Origin of the sequence: Streptomyces sp. NPDC051020, from assembly GCF_040683105.1 — a bacterium.
Taxonomy (GTDB): Bacteria; Actinomycetota; Actinomycetes; order Streptomycetales; family Streptomycetaceae; genus Streptomyces.
The window spans coordinates 85,494-97,598 of record NZ_JBFBCG010000027.1 but is presented as its reverse complement, the minus strand read 5'-3'; the positions used below and the strand labels follow the sequence as shown (position 1 = coordinate 97,598).

The following is a 12,105-nucleotide window of genomic DNA, read 5'->3' as shown; positions in this document are numbered from 1 at the left end:
GCATCCCGGTCGCCGTGTCACCGGGGCAGACGCAGTTCACGCGGATGTTGTCGGGGCCGTGGTCGATGGCCATGGCGCGGGTCATGTTGACGACGTGCTTCCGAGCCGGCCCGATCGGGACCGGCCGAGGACATCGAGCGGGACGCCGACGACGACCCGAACAACATGGCAGTGGCCACCACCATGGCTGACGCAACAGAGAGTCCGGCGAAGCCGATTGGCTTCATCCGAGTTCGGGTGTAGGTCATGTCAGCCGTCACTCTGAGATCTTCAGGGAAGTCGTCGCGAACGACGGCAGGGTGAAGTCAACCTCGGTTGTCGTACTCGGTGGCGCCGGGAACTGCATGAAAACTGGAATCGTCTTGCCTGCCAGCAAAGGAGGGATGCTTGTGGTGCAAAGGCACCGATTCTCCGTGTCACGCAGTACGTAGTAGCGCTTCTTCCCGGCTTTATCCACCAGCGTGGCACCAGCGACAGAGTTCGGATTCTTGGAGGAGATCGCGCTCTCCAAGCCTGCCCATGCACTGGTATTGCGCGTCTGGTCACTCTCGTTCTTGATCTGCGCCTGAACGGTGACGAACCCTCCAGAGTCTCGCTTCACTTGATTGACGACAAGCGTCAGCCCGTCTCCCTTAGCCTCGGCGAGCTTCACATTCGGGTCCACATTGTCCCCGGCGGCGGTGTCCTCCTGCTTTGCACCCTTGTCCCCATCAGAGGACTTGGAAGGCGTGGGGGACGACTCAGAACCCGTGTCCTTCGTCTTTCCGCCACCGTCGTCAGCACCGCACCCGGTGACAGCCAGGGCCAATGCCGCTGTCAGCAAGACAGCTGCCGCTACCCTTCGGGACTTGGTGGTGCGCCGAATGCTCATGGGTTCTGATTCCTTTACTCGTCGTTCGCTGTCAATTGTCGACCAGGTGCACGTCGTAGAGAATCTTGCTCACCTCGGACCAGGGCGGGGGGCTGCTCGGCCTGATTTCGAGCAGCTTGCCGTCGCAATGGAAGAAGAACACGTCCCGGATGCTGTCGTGGTTGAGATCCACGGACTTCCATCCGGGACAACGGAACTCGACAACGGCAGTGGCCTTGGCCTTGGCGAACGTCTTCTCCGAACCGGAAATCACAGATGAGTTGACCGGTTTGCGGCCCTTGACCTCAACTGTGATCCGGTCTCGATAGCCGCCAGGTATCCACTGGCAGCCGGTGCCGAAGACGTCAGCCTGATTCGCTGCGGCAAGTGCCTGAGCCGCAGGGCATCCGGTAACCGCGTGGCCCTGTAGGAACAGTTCCAGCGTGTCCTCAGGAAGCGAGGCGAGGAATGGAGCCTCAAAATCCTCACGAGTCTTTTGCGCAGCAGCCAGCGCGGCGGCGTCCGCCGCGCCCTGGGCCCCATTACGCAAGGCAGCAGCCTTACCGACGGCAAAGAATGCGAACACGAGGAAGAGCAGACCCGCCACCATCACTACATAGATGGGGAAGGCCTGCCCTGCATCGTTGCGTGAACGACCAATCATCACTGAGCGGTGATGCTGTCCACCAGGGTCCGGATCCTCTGGCTGATCGCGCCACCGATACCCGTAGCCACGATCGCCCCGATGATCGCCACGACCACGAGGATGATGCCCAGGTACTCGAAGGCCGTCTGGCCACGGTCCTTGGCCTCGTAACGCTTCTGGATCTTGCTGACGGCGGTGTTGGCCCAGCCGTTGACGCGCACGGCGGCCTTCAGGGTGATGTCCGACATGGTGTTCCCCTCCCGGTTCGGCCGACCGGTAGCCGGCCGACTCGCACGTTTCTCTGGTGCCGCCCGCGGTACCGGCTTCCTCCTGGCCGGTGCCGCTGGCGACATGAGAAACATACGGCCGCACACCCTGCCCGCCGGAGGGTCCCAGGGCCCATTCCCGGGCCCAAAAGGGGAGTTGGGTCCCGCGTCCGGCACCGCTGTCCGATGTCAGGACCTTCGCCTCAGCCACGGCCACCAGTCCCCCGTGCGCCGGACCCACCCGCCGGGGCCGTACCGAGCCAGCGGGCGATCGCCTCGCTGCGGCTGCCGCTGTGGAGCTTGGTGAAGATGCGGTTGATGTGGTTCTTGACCGTCTTCTCGCTGATGAAGCAGGTGGCGGCGATCTGCTGATTGCTCATGCCGGACGCGATCAGTTCCATGACCTCCACCTCCCGCGAACTCAGACCGTACTGCCGCCTGTTGGGCGCCGATCCCGGCGTCCCGGTCAGTGACGACTGTGCCACAACCGGTTGCAGATGCGAAAGACCCTGAGCGGTTCGGGCCGGTTGCGGCGCAGGTGGAACCATTTCGGGTCCGGAACCATGTGCTTGCGCACCGTTCTGCTGCATCACGTTCGCCGGGTGTCCGTCGTATCCGGGCCCCGGGTAGGGAACGCCCGTGGTCAGCGCCGTGCCCAGCCCTTCCGGAAGGGGTTGCCCCTGGGGTCCCGTTCCCTGCCGCATATGGGCCAGGAGCGCGTTCGCCGCGGTCGCGGTGAAGTGGGCGCGGCCGCTCTTGGTGTCCCGTACCGCCTGCACCAGTTGGTCCGCCGTGAACTCGCCGTGCACCAGATAGCCACCGGCGCCCAGCCGCAGCGCCTCGTGGACGATCTCGCTCTCGCGGCTGTAGGTCAGCATCATGACTGGGGCCACCCGTACGAGGTGGGGCAGGGCCGAGATGCCGTCGACACCCGGCATGCGGACGTCGAGCAGGACGACGTCCGGGCGGTGCTGCACGGCCATGTCGTAGGCCTGGCGGCCGTCCGTGGCCTCCGCCACGACTTCGATGTCTTCACGGCCGGAGAGCAGCACGCCCAGGCCGGCCCGGACCACGGGGTTGTCGTCGGCGACGACGACCCGCAGGGGGCTGGGGAGAGCCAGGGGCGGGGCTGCGGGGAAGGGAGGTGTGACCTCGGATGCCGCGGGCTGCTGGGGGACGGAGAACCCGGAGGAGCTGAGCTCCGAGTTGAGCGGGGTGAGGTGCGAGGACGTGTGCTGGGAGGTGTGGTTCTGTGCCGCCCAGTTCTGGCCCGACGCGCGGGAGACATCGTCCGGCATTCTGCGACCTCCTCTCAGGATTTATGGGGGGTGGGGGTGGGTGGAACGGGTCAGTTCACTTGCTGTGCTTCCGGGACGGCGACGAGCGCGGCCACCGGGAGTTCGAGGCGTACTTCGGTGCCCTTGACCGCCTTGCCCCTGCCGATGCGGATACGGGCGCCGATCGAAGCGGCGCGTTCGACCATGCCGACGAGACCGAAGTGACCGGCGCGCCTGAGGTCGTCGAGCGTCGTGCCCGGGGGCAGGCCGCGCCCGTCGTCGTACACGCTGACGCGCAGGACATCGCCCTTCACGCCTGCGAGCACGACGAGATAGGTGGGGTGCGCATGGCGATGGGCGTTCTCCATCGCTTCGGAGGCGACCGTGAGCAGCTGGCGGGCGACCACCTGCGGCACGGACGGGACGGGGGCCTCGTTGAGCATCCGGAAGGTGGCCGTGAGTCCGTGGCGGCGGGTGAAGTCATCCGCGCGGGCACGGAGCTCGCTGACGACGTCCACTCCCCCGTCGAGTCCGGACTCGCGGCGCAGGTCGGAGAGGAGTTCCCGCGATTCCGCCGCAGCCCGGCGGGCGGAGCGGGCGACTAGTTCGGCCTGGTGCTTGACGGTGAGCGGATCCATCCGGTCGGAGGAGCTGGCCAGACCGTCCGCGGCCAGCGCCAGACCGTGCAGGGTCTTGGCCACCGAGTCGTGCATCTCCCGGGCGAGCCGGGTGCGCTCGCCCTCCACCGCCTCGTTCACCGCGAGCCGTGCCCTGGTCTCGGTGAGCGCCTGGCTGGCGGTGCCGAAGCGCAGGAGCAGATTGCGCAGCGTGACCCCGACGGCGCCCGCGATCACGCAGAAGCCGGGGAGGAGTAACGCCGTCGCGTCGGCGGACTCCAGCTTCGGGTCGGTGGCGTACACGCCGAAGACGATCACCGTCTGAAGGGCCGCGAAGACTGCCGCGCCCCGCCAGCCGTAGACGAGTCCGGCCAGCAGCGGGGTGCAGACGGTGACGTACGCGAGGGTGGACTCGGGCGTGGCGGTGATCAGCAGCAGGGCGCCGAACAGTGCGTCTATGCCGAGCAGCCAGGGGTGGCGGAGCAGGACGGGACCGAAGCGCTCCCAGTCGCGGAAGAGGACGTACGAGCCCATGAAGGTGATGAGGATCGCCGCGCCGATCAACCAGGTGGCTGGTCCCGGTGCGGTGTGGTCGATCGCGAACGGTGTAGCTATGGCAATCATCGCGAGCCGGAAGCCGAAGACCTGCCGGCACATCGCCTGGAGCGCGTTGAGCTGGATCGCGAACGCCGGGCGCGGCCCGGGGTCGGCGATCGCTTGACGCACCTCCGCATTCAGTCCCGCCTGCGCGCTGCCGAGTGGGAACGACATGTGCTTGTCACCTCCTCCGGTAGATCGTGCTCATCGGCTCCACCGTCCATGTCATCCGCCCGTGAGGAAGCCGAAGTCGACATTGGCTCCGTAGACGAAGCCGACCGTCAGCAACACCAGGGTTCCGGGGAGCAGGAAGGTGGTGACCGCGAAGGTCGCCTTGGGAACGGCCCTGGCCGCCTTCCGGCGGGCGTTCTGGGCATCCGTGCGCCGCATGTCGTTGGCGATCTGGATCAGCGTCTCGACGATCGGCGCACCAAGCTCCTCACCCTGCTGGAGCGTGGTCACGAACATCGCGACCTGTTCCGAGTCGTTGCGCTTGCGCAGCTGCTCGAACGCCTCGCGGCGGCTCACTCCCATGTCCATCTGGCGCAGGGTGATGCGGAGTTCGTCGGCCCAGGGACCCTCGTACTTCTCCGCGACGCGGCCGAGCGCCTGACGGAAGCCAAGGCCCGCGGAGACGACGACGGCGAGGACGTCGAGAAAGTCGGGGAGCGTCCGGTCGATGTGGTCCCTGCGGACGCGAACCGCCGCCAGGATGCCGACCTCGGACCAGAACAGGCCGAAGGCGATCAGCACAATGGCGAGGAAAAGCTGCCCGCGCATCAACATCGTGAGCGCGCCGAACGCGCCGAGGGCGCCGTAGACGAAGCGACGGGCGGCGTAACGGTCAATGGTCAGACCGCCCGGGTTGCCCGCCATGTCGATCTGGCGGCGCTTCTTGTTGACCGCCTTGGGGCCCATCATCCGCAGCACCATGGGGGCCCAGCGCATGCCCATCCGGTCGATGCCGGAACCCATCGCGTTGGTGCGGGTGGCACCGACCTCCAGGGCGATCGCGAGGTCACCGGGCAGTTTGGCGTCCGCCCGGTACATGCGGATACCGGCAATGGCTCCGAACACCGCGAGTCCTACGACGCCTGCGAGCAGCAGGCCCATGTTCGCCCCGCCCATCAGACGTCGATTCGGGACAGGCGACGGATCACGATGAATCCGATCGCGTACAGGACGATGGCGACGATCACCGCGACCTGGCCGATGAGGGCGCCGGTCATGCGGTCGAGTGCGCCGGGCATCACGGCGTTCATCAGGAGCATGGCGCCCAGGCCGAAGACGGGGACGGCGTAGGCGGTGACGGTCACCTGGGACAGCTGGGTCTTGACCTCGCGCCGGGTCTCCTTGCGCTCCTCCAGCGTCTCGGTGAGGTTGCGCAGGGAGCTGACGACCGTACCGCCCGCCCGGTTGGAGAGGACGAGCGTCGTCACGAGGACGACGAGTTCGCGCGACGGCAGCCGGTCGGTCAGTTCGCTCAGCGCGTCGTCGAGGGATTCGCCGACGGCGAGGCGGCGGGCGACCCGGGCCAGTTCCTCGCCCGCCGGGTCCTCCATCTCGTCCGCCGCCATGCTGATGGACGTACGGAGGGCGAGTCCGGCCTGGGTGGCGTTGGCGAGGATGCGGGCGAGCTCGGGAAGCTGGTTGATGAAGCGCTCCGTGCGTTTGGTCCGCTGCCAGTTCAGGAAGGCGTTGGTGCCCCAAAGCCCGATGAGGGCCGCGACCGGGCCGAAGAAGCTGGCGAGGATCGACGAGGCGATCATCCAGAGTCCGGCCATGGCGGCGAGCGCGTAGATGAAGAATTCGCCCGGCGTGATGTCGAGCCCGGTGGCGGCCAGCTTCAGTTCGAGCTTGCGGCCCAGACCGGTCTTGCGCAGCCTGCGGTCGACACCCCGGAAGCGACGGTGGCGCCCCGCCTCGGGGATCTGGCCGGTGTGCGACAGCCGGTCGACCAGCGCTTCCTGGTCGGCCTTCCCGCCGGTGTAGGCGTGCAGGCCCATGACGCCCGTCACGCCGCAGAGCAGCGTGACGCCGATCGTGAGAAGAGGAAGATTTGTCATGGCACAGGTACCTAGTTGGCCTCTCGGGTGGCGAGCTGTTCGGCGGACGCGGCGACTCCGAAGGCCTGCGGGATGGGCTGGCTGGCCATGTAGAGACGGTCGGCAATCTTGCGCGGGATCGGGAGGTACTGGAACTCGCCGTAGATCCGCCCGTCGGCGGCCATCGGCTGGGCGTTGAACCGGGCGACGGTCACGATGCGGTAGGGGTCGCGGCCGTGCGAGTCGAGGACGGCGATCTCGGTGACCTTGCGGGAGCCGTCGGCGTGCCGGGTGAGCTGGACGATGACATCGACGGCGCTGTTGATCTGGTCGTGCAGTGCCTCGAACGGGATCTTGATCTCGGACATCGAGGCCAGGGTCTGCAGACGCATGAGCGCGTCCTCGGCGTTGTTGGCGTGGACGGTGGCGAGCGAGCCGTCGTGACCGGTCGACATCGCCTGGAGCATGTCGAGCGATTCGCCGCCACGGACCTCACCGACGACGATCCGGTCGGGGCGCATACGCAGGGAGTTGCGGACCAGATCACGGATGGTGATCTGGCCCTTCCCCTCGACGTTCGCCGGACGGGACTCCAGCCGGATCACGTGGCTCTGCTGAAGCTGGAGCTCGGCGGAGTCCTCGATGGTGACGATGCGCTCGCTGTCCGGGATGAGCCCGGAGAGCGCGTTGAGCAGGGTCGTCTTGCCCGTGCCGGTGGCGCCGGAGACGATGACGTTGAGCTTGGCCTGGACGAGCCCGGAGAGCAGGATCAGCATCTGCTCGTCGAGCGAGCCGATGCTGATCATCTCCTGGAGCGTGAAGGCCCGCGGGAAGCGTCGGATGGTGAGCGTCGCACCGGACAGCGAGAGCGGCGGGATGATCACATTGACACGCTCGCCGCTGGGCAGGCGGGCGTCGACCATCGGATTCGACTCGTCGACCCGGCGGTTGACGGTCGACACGATGCGCTCGATGGTCTGCATCAGCTGCTCGTGCGAACCGAAGCGCATCGGGAGCTGCTCGACCTTGCCGCTGCGCTCGACGAAGATCTGGTCAGGGCCGTTCACCATGATTTCCGTGATGGACGCGTCTTCGAGGAGCGGTTCCAGGATGCCGAGGCCGAGAGCCTCGTCGACGACCCGGCGGATCAGTTGCGTGCGCTCGACGGTCGAGAGGACCGGGCCCTCACGGCTGATGATGTGGCTGAGGACGCGCTCCAGCCGAGCCCGCCGGTCGGCCGCGGCGAGCGAGGACATCTCCGCCAGGTCGATCTCTTCGAGCAGCTTGGCGCGGTAGGTGGCGACCATGTGGCCGTCCTCCCTCGCCCCGCTGTTCTTCTCGGGGGCGGTCATGCGTGCCCGCAGACTCATTCCGTAACTCCTCGTTCCCACTTGCTTGGTGATCCGCCGCTGAGACAGCGGTGCGGTGCGCCGCGGGTCAGGTGCGGGGCATCGTGGAACTGCGTTCGGCCCGGCCCCAGATATGGACGCCCGGGATGATGTCGGGCACGTCGACGCTGACCGTGCAGGTGACCTCGTCGAAGGAGGAGGGCCCGTAGACCTCGGCCCGGTCGGCGGTCCAGCCGCTCATCGCGTCCTTGGCCGCCTGCTCGTCGCAGCCGCCTGAAGACATGCTGGCCATACGGGCTCCCGTGCGGGCCCCGGTGCCCGCCTGGTTGGCGGCGTACGCGGCGAGGCCCGCCTGAATCGCGAGGAGGCCGACCAGGAGCAGCAGGGGGATGAAGCCCAGATACTCGATGGCGACCTGGCCGCACTCACGGCGAGTGGTGACAGCGGCCGTCCGGCCGGGTGTGTGCGTGCGCATGCTCATCGCTCAGCCCTCCAGCGGCGCGGCCGCATAGCCGGTGACCGGGAACTTCCAGTTGAGGATGCCGGGCACCAGGACCGGCACCTGCAGCTTGACCTCGGCCGTGTACAGGCCGGACTTGGCACGGCACTTCGACGACCTCAAGCCGTCCCGCCAAGCCTCCGGCAGGTGCTCCTCGGCAGCGTCCCGGCACTCCTTGAACCGCAGACCCTGCGAGATGGCCCCCTTGTGCGCCGCCTCGTCCGCCGCGTTCCCCGCCAGGGAGAAGGTGTAGCCGATCAGCGCGCACTGCCACAGCACGAGCATCAGCAGGATGATCAGCGGCGTCACGCCCAGGAACTCGATCGCGGTCTGGCCACGATCACGCGTGCGCCTCCCGCTGATCCCCTCGCGGACAGGCGCGCCGTAACGCCCTCCCCGTACCTCTCGCGTCTCCCGTATTCCGGGGCCGTTCATTTCGGTGGTCGTCATGGCTCAACGTGCCTCCTCGGTCGTCGCACGGCCCCCGGTGTCACCGTCGCGCCATCGGCGCGGGCGTCCGATCGAGCCCCGGTCGTTCTTGAACTTGCCGCGCTTGTCCGCGTTTTCGGGGACCTTGACGATCCCCAGCTCTCCGGCCAGGCCCCACAGCGCCTGCTTCACCGTGCTCTTGGCATCGAGTTCATGCATCCGCCCCGCGTCGACGGCGCCCTGGAGCTCCTTGAAGTTCGCGGGGACGGCCGTGTTCGCCATCCGGGTCCCGGTGATCTTCTCGATCAGCGGGGGCTGGATCTCGGTGTTGCGGATGAACCGGTTGACGAGGGTGAGCGTCTCCTCCGCCTTGCGGATCTGCAGCCGGTCCCACATCCGTACGGTGCGCTTCGCGCCGCGCACCGCGATCACGTCCGGGGTGGTGACCAGCAGCGCCGTGTCCGCCATTTCGATGGCCGCCGCGCTCGCGCCCTGGAGCTGGCTGCCGCAGTCGATGACCACGACCTCGTACCGCGACCGCAGGGCGCTGACGATCTGGCGGGCCGACCGGTCGCTGACCTCCTCGCCGCGTTCGCCGTCGCCGGGCGCCAGCAGCAGGGCGAGGCCGGAGCTGTGGCTGAACACGGCGTCGGACAGGACGCGGGGAGAGATGTCGGTGATCGCCGCCAGGTCGACGACGGAGCGCCGGAACTGCACATCGAGGTACGAGGCGATGTCGCCGGCCTGGAGGTCCATGTCGACGAGGGCGACCGTACGGCCCGACGCCTGGGCGGCCAGGGCGAGCTGGACCGCGGTGACGGTGGCGCCCACACCGCCCTTGGCGCCGCTGACCGTGACGACCGTGCCGCCGGGACCGGTGAAGACATCTCCGCCGGTGCCGAGGTGGCGGCGTACGCCGACCGACCACTGGCCGGCGGACTGGACCCTGCTGACCAGTTCCTCGTAACTCAGCGGAAGGGTGACCAGGCCGCGTGCGCCGGACTCCATCGCCGCGGCGAACAGGCTGGAGCTGGCGTCGGCGGTGATCAGCACGACCCCGATGGCGGGGAAGCGCAGCGAGACCTCCCGGATCAGTTCCAGAGCCGGCACCGGGCCGATCCGCTCATGGACCAGCACGACCTCGGGCAGTTCGTCGATCGACTCGCCCGCGAGCCGGGCGAGGGTGTCGATCAGCTGCGTCGAGTCGCCGACGGGAGCCCCTGGCTCGGCGTCGGGGAGCTGGCTGAGCAGGGTGGTGACGGACCTGGCCGCGTCGGCGTCGCCGACTGCCGGGAGGATCCTCGTGGTCATTCGATCCTCACTTGTCCTTGTCGAGCGTGTAGGTGCGGTCGCCCGGGCGGATGGTGCTGTCGCTGCCGGAGGCGACGAGCGCAAGGCGTACGTGCTCCGCGAAGGACTCGGCATACGCGATGCGCTGGGTGTCGAGCGTGTTGAGCGCGAAGGTGATCGGGACGGCCTCGGTGCCCATGTTCGACTTGGCGTCCCGGCCCGGTTCCAGGGCGGTCAGCTTGCCGACGTCCAGGACCTTGGCGTTGGAGACGATGACCTTCGACTGGGACTGCGCGCCGTCCCGTTCCCCGGCGAAGGTGGCATAGACGTTGACCGTCGCACCGGGGGTGATCTTGCCCGCGACACCGGTCGCGGCGTCGATCATGATGGCGATCTCCTGCTCACCGGGCTGCAGTTCGGGACGCTTCTGCATCATGTCCGACTGGAGCAGCGAGCCCTCGCGCAGCTGGGTGACGGCTATCTTGCCGTTGATCTCGGCGAGGTCGGTCACGGCGTTGGTCGAGAGCCAGCGCTTCGGCATCGTGATCTTTTTGAACTGCCCGGAGGACAGCGCCGTGTAGGGGGCGACGTTGGACTTCACCTGGTAGGCGGAGACCTCGGGTCCGACCTTCGAGTTGACGTCGCTGATCACCGAGAGCACGCCGGCGAAGGCGCCGAAGGCGCACAGGACCGACAGGAGCAGGAGTATCACGCCGCGGCGCTGGCGGGAGTTCATGGGCCGGACAACCTCGTTCGAATCGATGCGTGGGGCAGCGGACAGAAGGATGTGCGGTGACTCGGTTTATGTCCGAATCTGCGTCTGTATCTGCGCGTAGACCTGTCTATGAGCCTTGTGTTCAGCTCGATGGGGACGGCATATGACAGGGAGCGGGGCGCAGGAGCGGTGGTCGGGGAGCGGTACGTGCAGATATGCGGTTGTGGAGGAATCCGGGAGCGCTAGCATCCCGGCGGTGCAGGCGCCCCCTGACTGAGGACACCGCTGGAAGGCATTCGGTTCTCGGGGACGTGAAGCGGTGACGTACAGAATCCGCAACGATCCCCGATGAGCTCCATTCCGCACCAGTGGCAGATCTCCCGCCTTACCGATGCGACAAGTTGGTACAGCACGGAGATGTCCGGAAGGTAAGCGGCGAATTCCACCAGCTTTCCGGTTCCCCACCAGCCGGAGGAATCGGAAGGCAGGGCGGCCTCGTGAATGGCCTGGACCTTCCATGCAGGGGCCAAGGTCTGCTGCACCCATTCGGACTGCGACTGCCCCTTGGCGACCACCAGATCCGTGGCGAATTCGGGCCCGTCCAGAGGTTTGACGGTCGGACCGACCTTGATGAGCTGCGGGTTCGGGCCCGCGAGGACGGCGAACTGGGAGCCCGGGACCCAGGACTTGGCGTGCGTCTTCAGGCTGACCGGAACCCGGTCCAGTTTGGTGACGGAGTTCAGCAGGGCGCCGGCGTGGATGTAGTGGGGCAGCAGCCGGGCGGCGGATGCCACCACCCCCGGGCTGAAGTCGCAGATCGACAACTGACGCAACTGACGCACCAGTACGGCGATGCCCAAGGGTGGCAGATCCACCTTGAGCAGGGCGATCCGGTCACTTTCCAGGACCGATCTGACGGAGTGCATCCTGCGCTCATGGGCGATCGGCAGGTTGGCCGCATAGATGGCGACGACATACCCGTGCTGCTCCAGCAGCACATGCATGTCACCGATCGCCTGGTCCATGGTCTGGTCTTCCGGAGCCCGGAGTAAAGCGGCTGTCGGTGTCTGCTGGTCGGTCGGCGGCAGCACGAGATCAGCACTGGTCACTGTTATTGCGGTCGGCACGCTGGTTCCCCGTTCGGCTCCGGCCGTTGCCGTGACGACAACGGCCGCAATCGCTCCTGCTCCGTGCTTCTGCGTCAGCACTTTATCCACGTCCTACCAGCCAGTGAACACTTTTCGGAGGCCAGTACGACAAGGTGTGCGCGGTGCGGGGGCGACTCGCACGCATCACGCTGGTGCGAAATCGGACGAAACCGAGACTCGTTAATTTCCGTACCACTGCGGAGGGTTACCGGATTCCGTTCCGATTCCCCACGCTCAGAATTCGTTTGCGCACGTCAGAATGGATCTCCGCGGATCAACGACAGGCTCCGGAGGCGGGGCTCGGTCACTGTCCGGCGATCTCGGCCCGCCCACGCGCGAGAGAGCTCGAACCGCGCGCGAAAAGATCACCGGAAAGT

The 12,105-nt window shown here is 67.2% G+C and carries 14 protein-coding genes; all 14 read right to left on the bottom strand.

Annotation, left to right across the window (positions count from 1 at the left end):
* The coding region (locus AB0N06_RS17210) for an SDR family oxidoreductase (protein WP_366135495.1) at positions 1 to 196 on the bottom strand (196 nt) is incomplete at its 3' end.
* A 60-nt stretch (positions 197 to 256) separates the two neighbouring features.
* Entirely contained in the window at positions 257 to 871 is a 615-nt protein-coding gene (locus AB0N06_RS17205) for a hypothetical protein (RefSeq protein WP_366135494.1), read from the bottom strand.
* 31 nt (positions 872 to 902) lie between these two features.
* On the bottom strand, positions 903 to 1,514 hold the full coding sequence (locus AB0N06_RS17200; RefSeq protein WP_366135504.1) for a pilus assembly protein TadG-related protein: 612 nt from the start codon (positions 1,512 to 1,514) through the stop codon (positions 903 to 905).
* Positions 1,514 to 1,744 carry a hypothetical protein gene (locus AB0N06_RS17195; protein WP_366135493.1) on the bottom strand — a complete coding sequence of 77 codons (231 nt, stop codon included), beginning with the start codon at positions 1,742 to 1,744 and terminating at the stop codon, positions 1,514 to 1,516. The genes AB0N06_RS17200 and AB0N06_RS17195 overlap by 1 nt, the downstream gene beginning before the upstream one ends.
* A 221-nt stretch (positions 1,745 to 1,965) precedes the next feature.
* Entirely contained in the window at positions 1,966 to 3,060 is a 1,095-nt protein-coding gene (locus AB0N06_RS17190) for a response regulator transcription factor (RefSeq protein ID WP_366135492.1), read from the bottom strand.
* A gap of 50 nt (positions 3,061 to 3,110) precedes the next feature.
* Positions 3,111 to 4,427: a histidine kinase gene (locus AB0N06_RS17185; protein WP_366135491.1), complete on the bottom strand. Its 1,317-nt coding sequence runs from the start codon at positions 4,425 to 4,427 to the stop codon at positions 3,111 to 3,113.
* Between the two features lie 51 nt (positions 4,428 to 4,478).
* Positions 4,479 to 5,366, bottom strand: a complete 888-nt coding sequence (locus tag AB0N06_RS17180) for a DUF5936 domain-containing protein (RefSeq protein ID WP_366135503.1) — start codon at positions 5,364 to 5,366, stop codon at positions 4,479 to 4,481.
* A gap of 14 nt (positions 5,367 to 5,380) precedes the next feature.
* On the bottom strand, positions 5,381 to 6,319 hold the full coding sequence (locus AB0N06_RS17175; RefSeq protein ID WP_366135490.1) for a type II secretion system F family protein: 939 nt from the start codon (positions 6,317 to 6,319) through the stop codon (positions 5,381 to 5,383).
* 11 nt (positions 6,320 to 6,330) lie between these two features.
* Positions 6,331 to 7,668, bottom strand: a complete 1,338-nt coding sequence (locus AB0N06_RS17170; RefSeq protein ID WP_366135489.1) for a CpaF family protein — start codon at positions 7,666 to 7,668, stop codon at positions 6,331 to 6,333.
* 67 nt (positions 7,669 to 7,735) lie between these two features.
* Positions 7,736 to 8,128 (bottom strand): TadE/TadG family type IV pilus assembly protein, encoded by a 393-nt coding sequence (locus tag AB0N06_RS17165; protein ID WP_366135488.1) that lies wholly within the window; start codon positions 8,126 to 8,128, stop codon positions 7,736 to 7,738.
* Positions 8,129 to 8,131: 3 nt separating this feature from the next.
* Positions 8,132 to 8,596 carry a TadE family protein gene (locus tag AB0N06_RS17160; RefSeq protein WP_366135487.1) on the bottom strand — a complete coding sequence of 155 codons (465 nt, stop codon included), beginning with the start codon at positions 8,594 to 8,596 and terminating at the stop codon, positions 8,132 to 8,134.
* A 3-nt stretch (positions 8,597 to 8,599) separates the two neighbouring features.
* Complete coding sequence (locus AB0N06_RS17155; RefSeq protein WP_366135486.1) at positions 8,600 to 9,886, bottom strand: AAA family ATPase; 1,287 nt, start codon at positions 9,884 to 9,886, stop codon at positions 8,600 to 8,602.
* A gap of 7 nt (positions 9,887 to 9,893) precedes the next feature.
* Complete coding sequence (gene cpaB / locus AB0N06_RS17150; protein WP_366135485.1) at positions 9,894 to 10,601, bottom strand: Flp pilus assembly protein CpaB; 708 nt, start codon at positions 10,599 to 10,601, stop codon at positions 9,894 to 9,896.
* 221 nt (positions 10,602 to 10,822) lie between these two features.
* Complete coding sequence (locus AB0N06_RS17145) at positions 10,823 to 11,707, bottom strand: hypothetical protein (protein WP_366135484.1); 885 nt, start codon at positions 11,705 to 11,707, stop codon at positions 10,823 to 10,825.
* Between the last annotated feature and the right edge of the window lie 398 nt (positions 11,708 to 12,105).

Bases quoted from the DNA above. Each gene is read 5' to 3' on its own strand.
- AB0N06_RS17160 (WP_366135487.1), bottom strand. From the start codon at position 8,596: ATGACGACCACCGAAATGAACGGCCCCGGAATACGGGAGACGCGAGAG.
- AB0N06_RS17190 (WP_366135492.1), bottom strand. From the start codon at position 3,060: ATGCCGGACGATGTCTCCCGCGCGTCGGGCCAGAACTGGGCGGCACAG.
- AB0N06_RS17155 (WP_366135486.1), bottom strand. From the start codon at position 9,886: ATGACCACGAGGATCCTCCCGGCAGTCGGCGACGCCGACGCGGCCAGG.
- AB0N06_RS17175 (WP_366135490.1), bottom strand. From the start codon at position 6,319: ATGACAAATCTTCCTCTTCTCACGATCGGCGTCACGCTGCTCTGCGGC.
- cpaB (WP_366135485.1), bottom strand. From the start codon at position 10,601: ATGAACTCCCGCCAGCGCCGCGGCGTGATACTCCTGCTCCTGTCGGTC.
- AB0N06_RS17180 (WP_366135503.1), bottom strand. From the start codon at position 5,366: ATGGGCCTGCTGCTCGCAGGCGTCGTAGGACTCGCGGTGTTCGGAGCC.
- AB0N06_RS17185 (WP_366135491.1), bottom strand. From the start codon at position 4,427: ATGTCGTTCCCACTCGGCAGCGCGCAGGCGGGACTGAATGCGGAGGTG.
- AB0N06_RS17195 (WP_366135493.1), bottom strand. From the start codon at position 1,744: ATGTCGGACATCACCCTGAAGGCCGCCGTGCGCGTCAACGGCTGGGCC.
- AB0N06_RS17165 (WP_366135488.1), bottom strand. From the start codon at position 8,128: ATGAGCATGCGCACGCACACACCCGGCCGGACGGCCGCTGTCACCACT.
- AB0N06_RS17205 (WP_366135494.1), bottom strand. From the start codon at position 871: ATGAGCATTCGGCGCACCACCAAGTCCCGAAGGGTAGCGGCAGCTGTC.
- AB0N06_RS17170 (WP_366135489.1), bottom strand. From the start codon at position 7,668: ATGAGTCTGCGGGCACGCATGACCGCCCCCGAGAAGAACAGCGGGGCG.
- AB0N06_RS17200 (WP_366135504.1), bottom strand. From the start codon at position 1,514: ATGATTGGTCGTTCACGCAACGATGCAGGGCAGGCCTTCCCCATCTAT.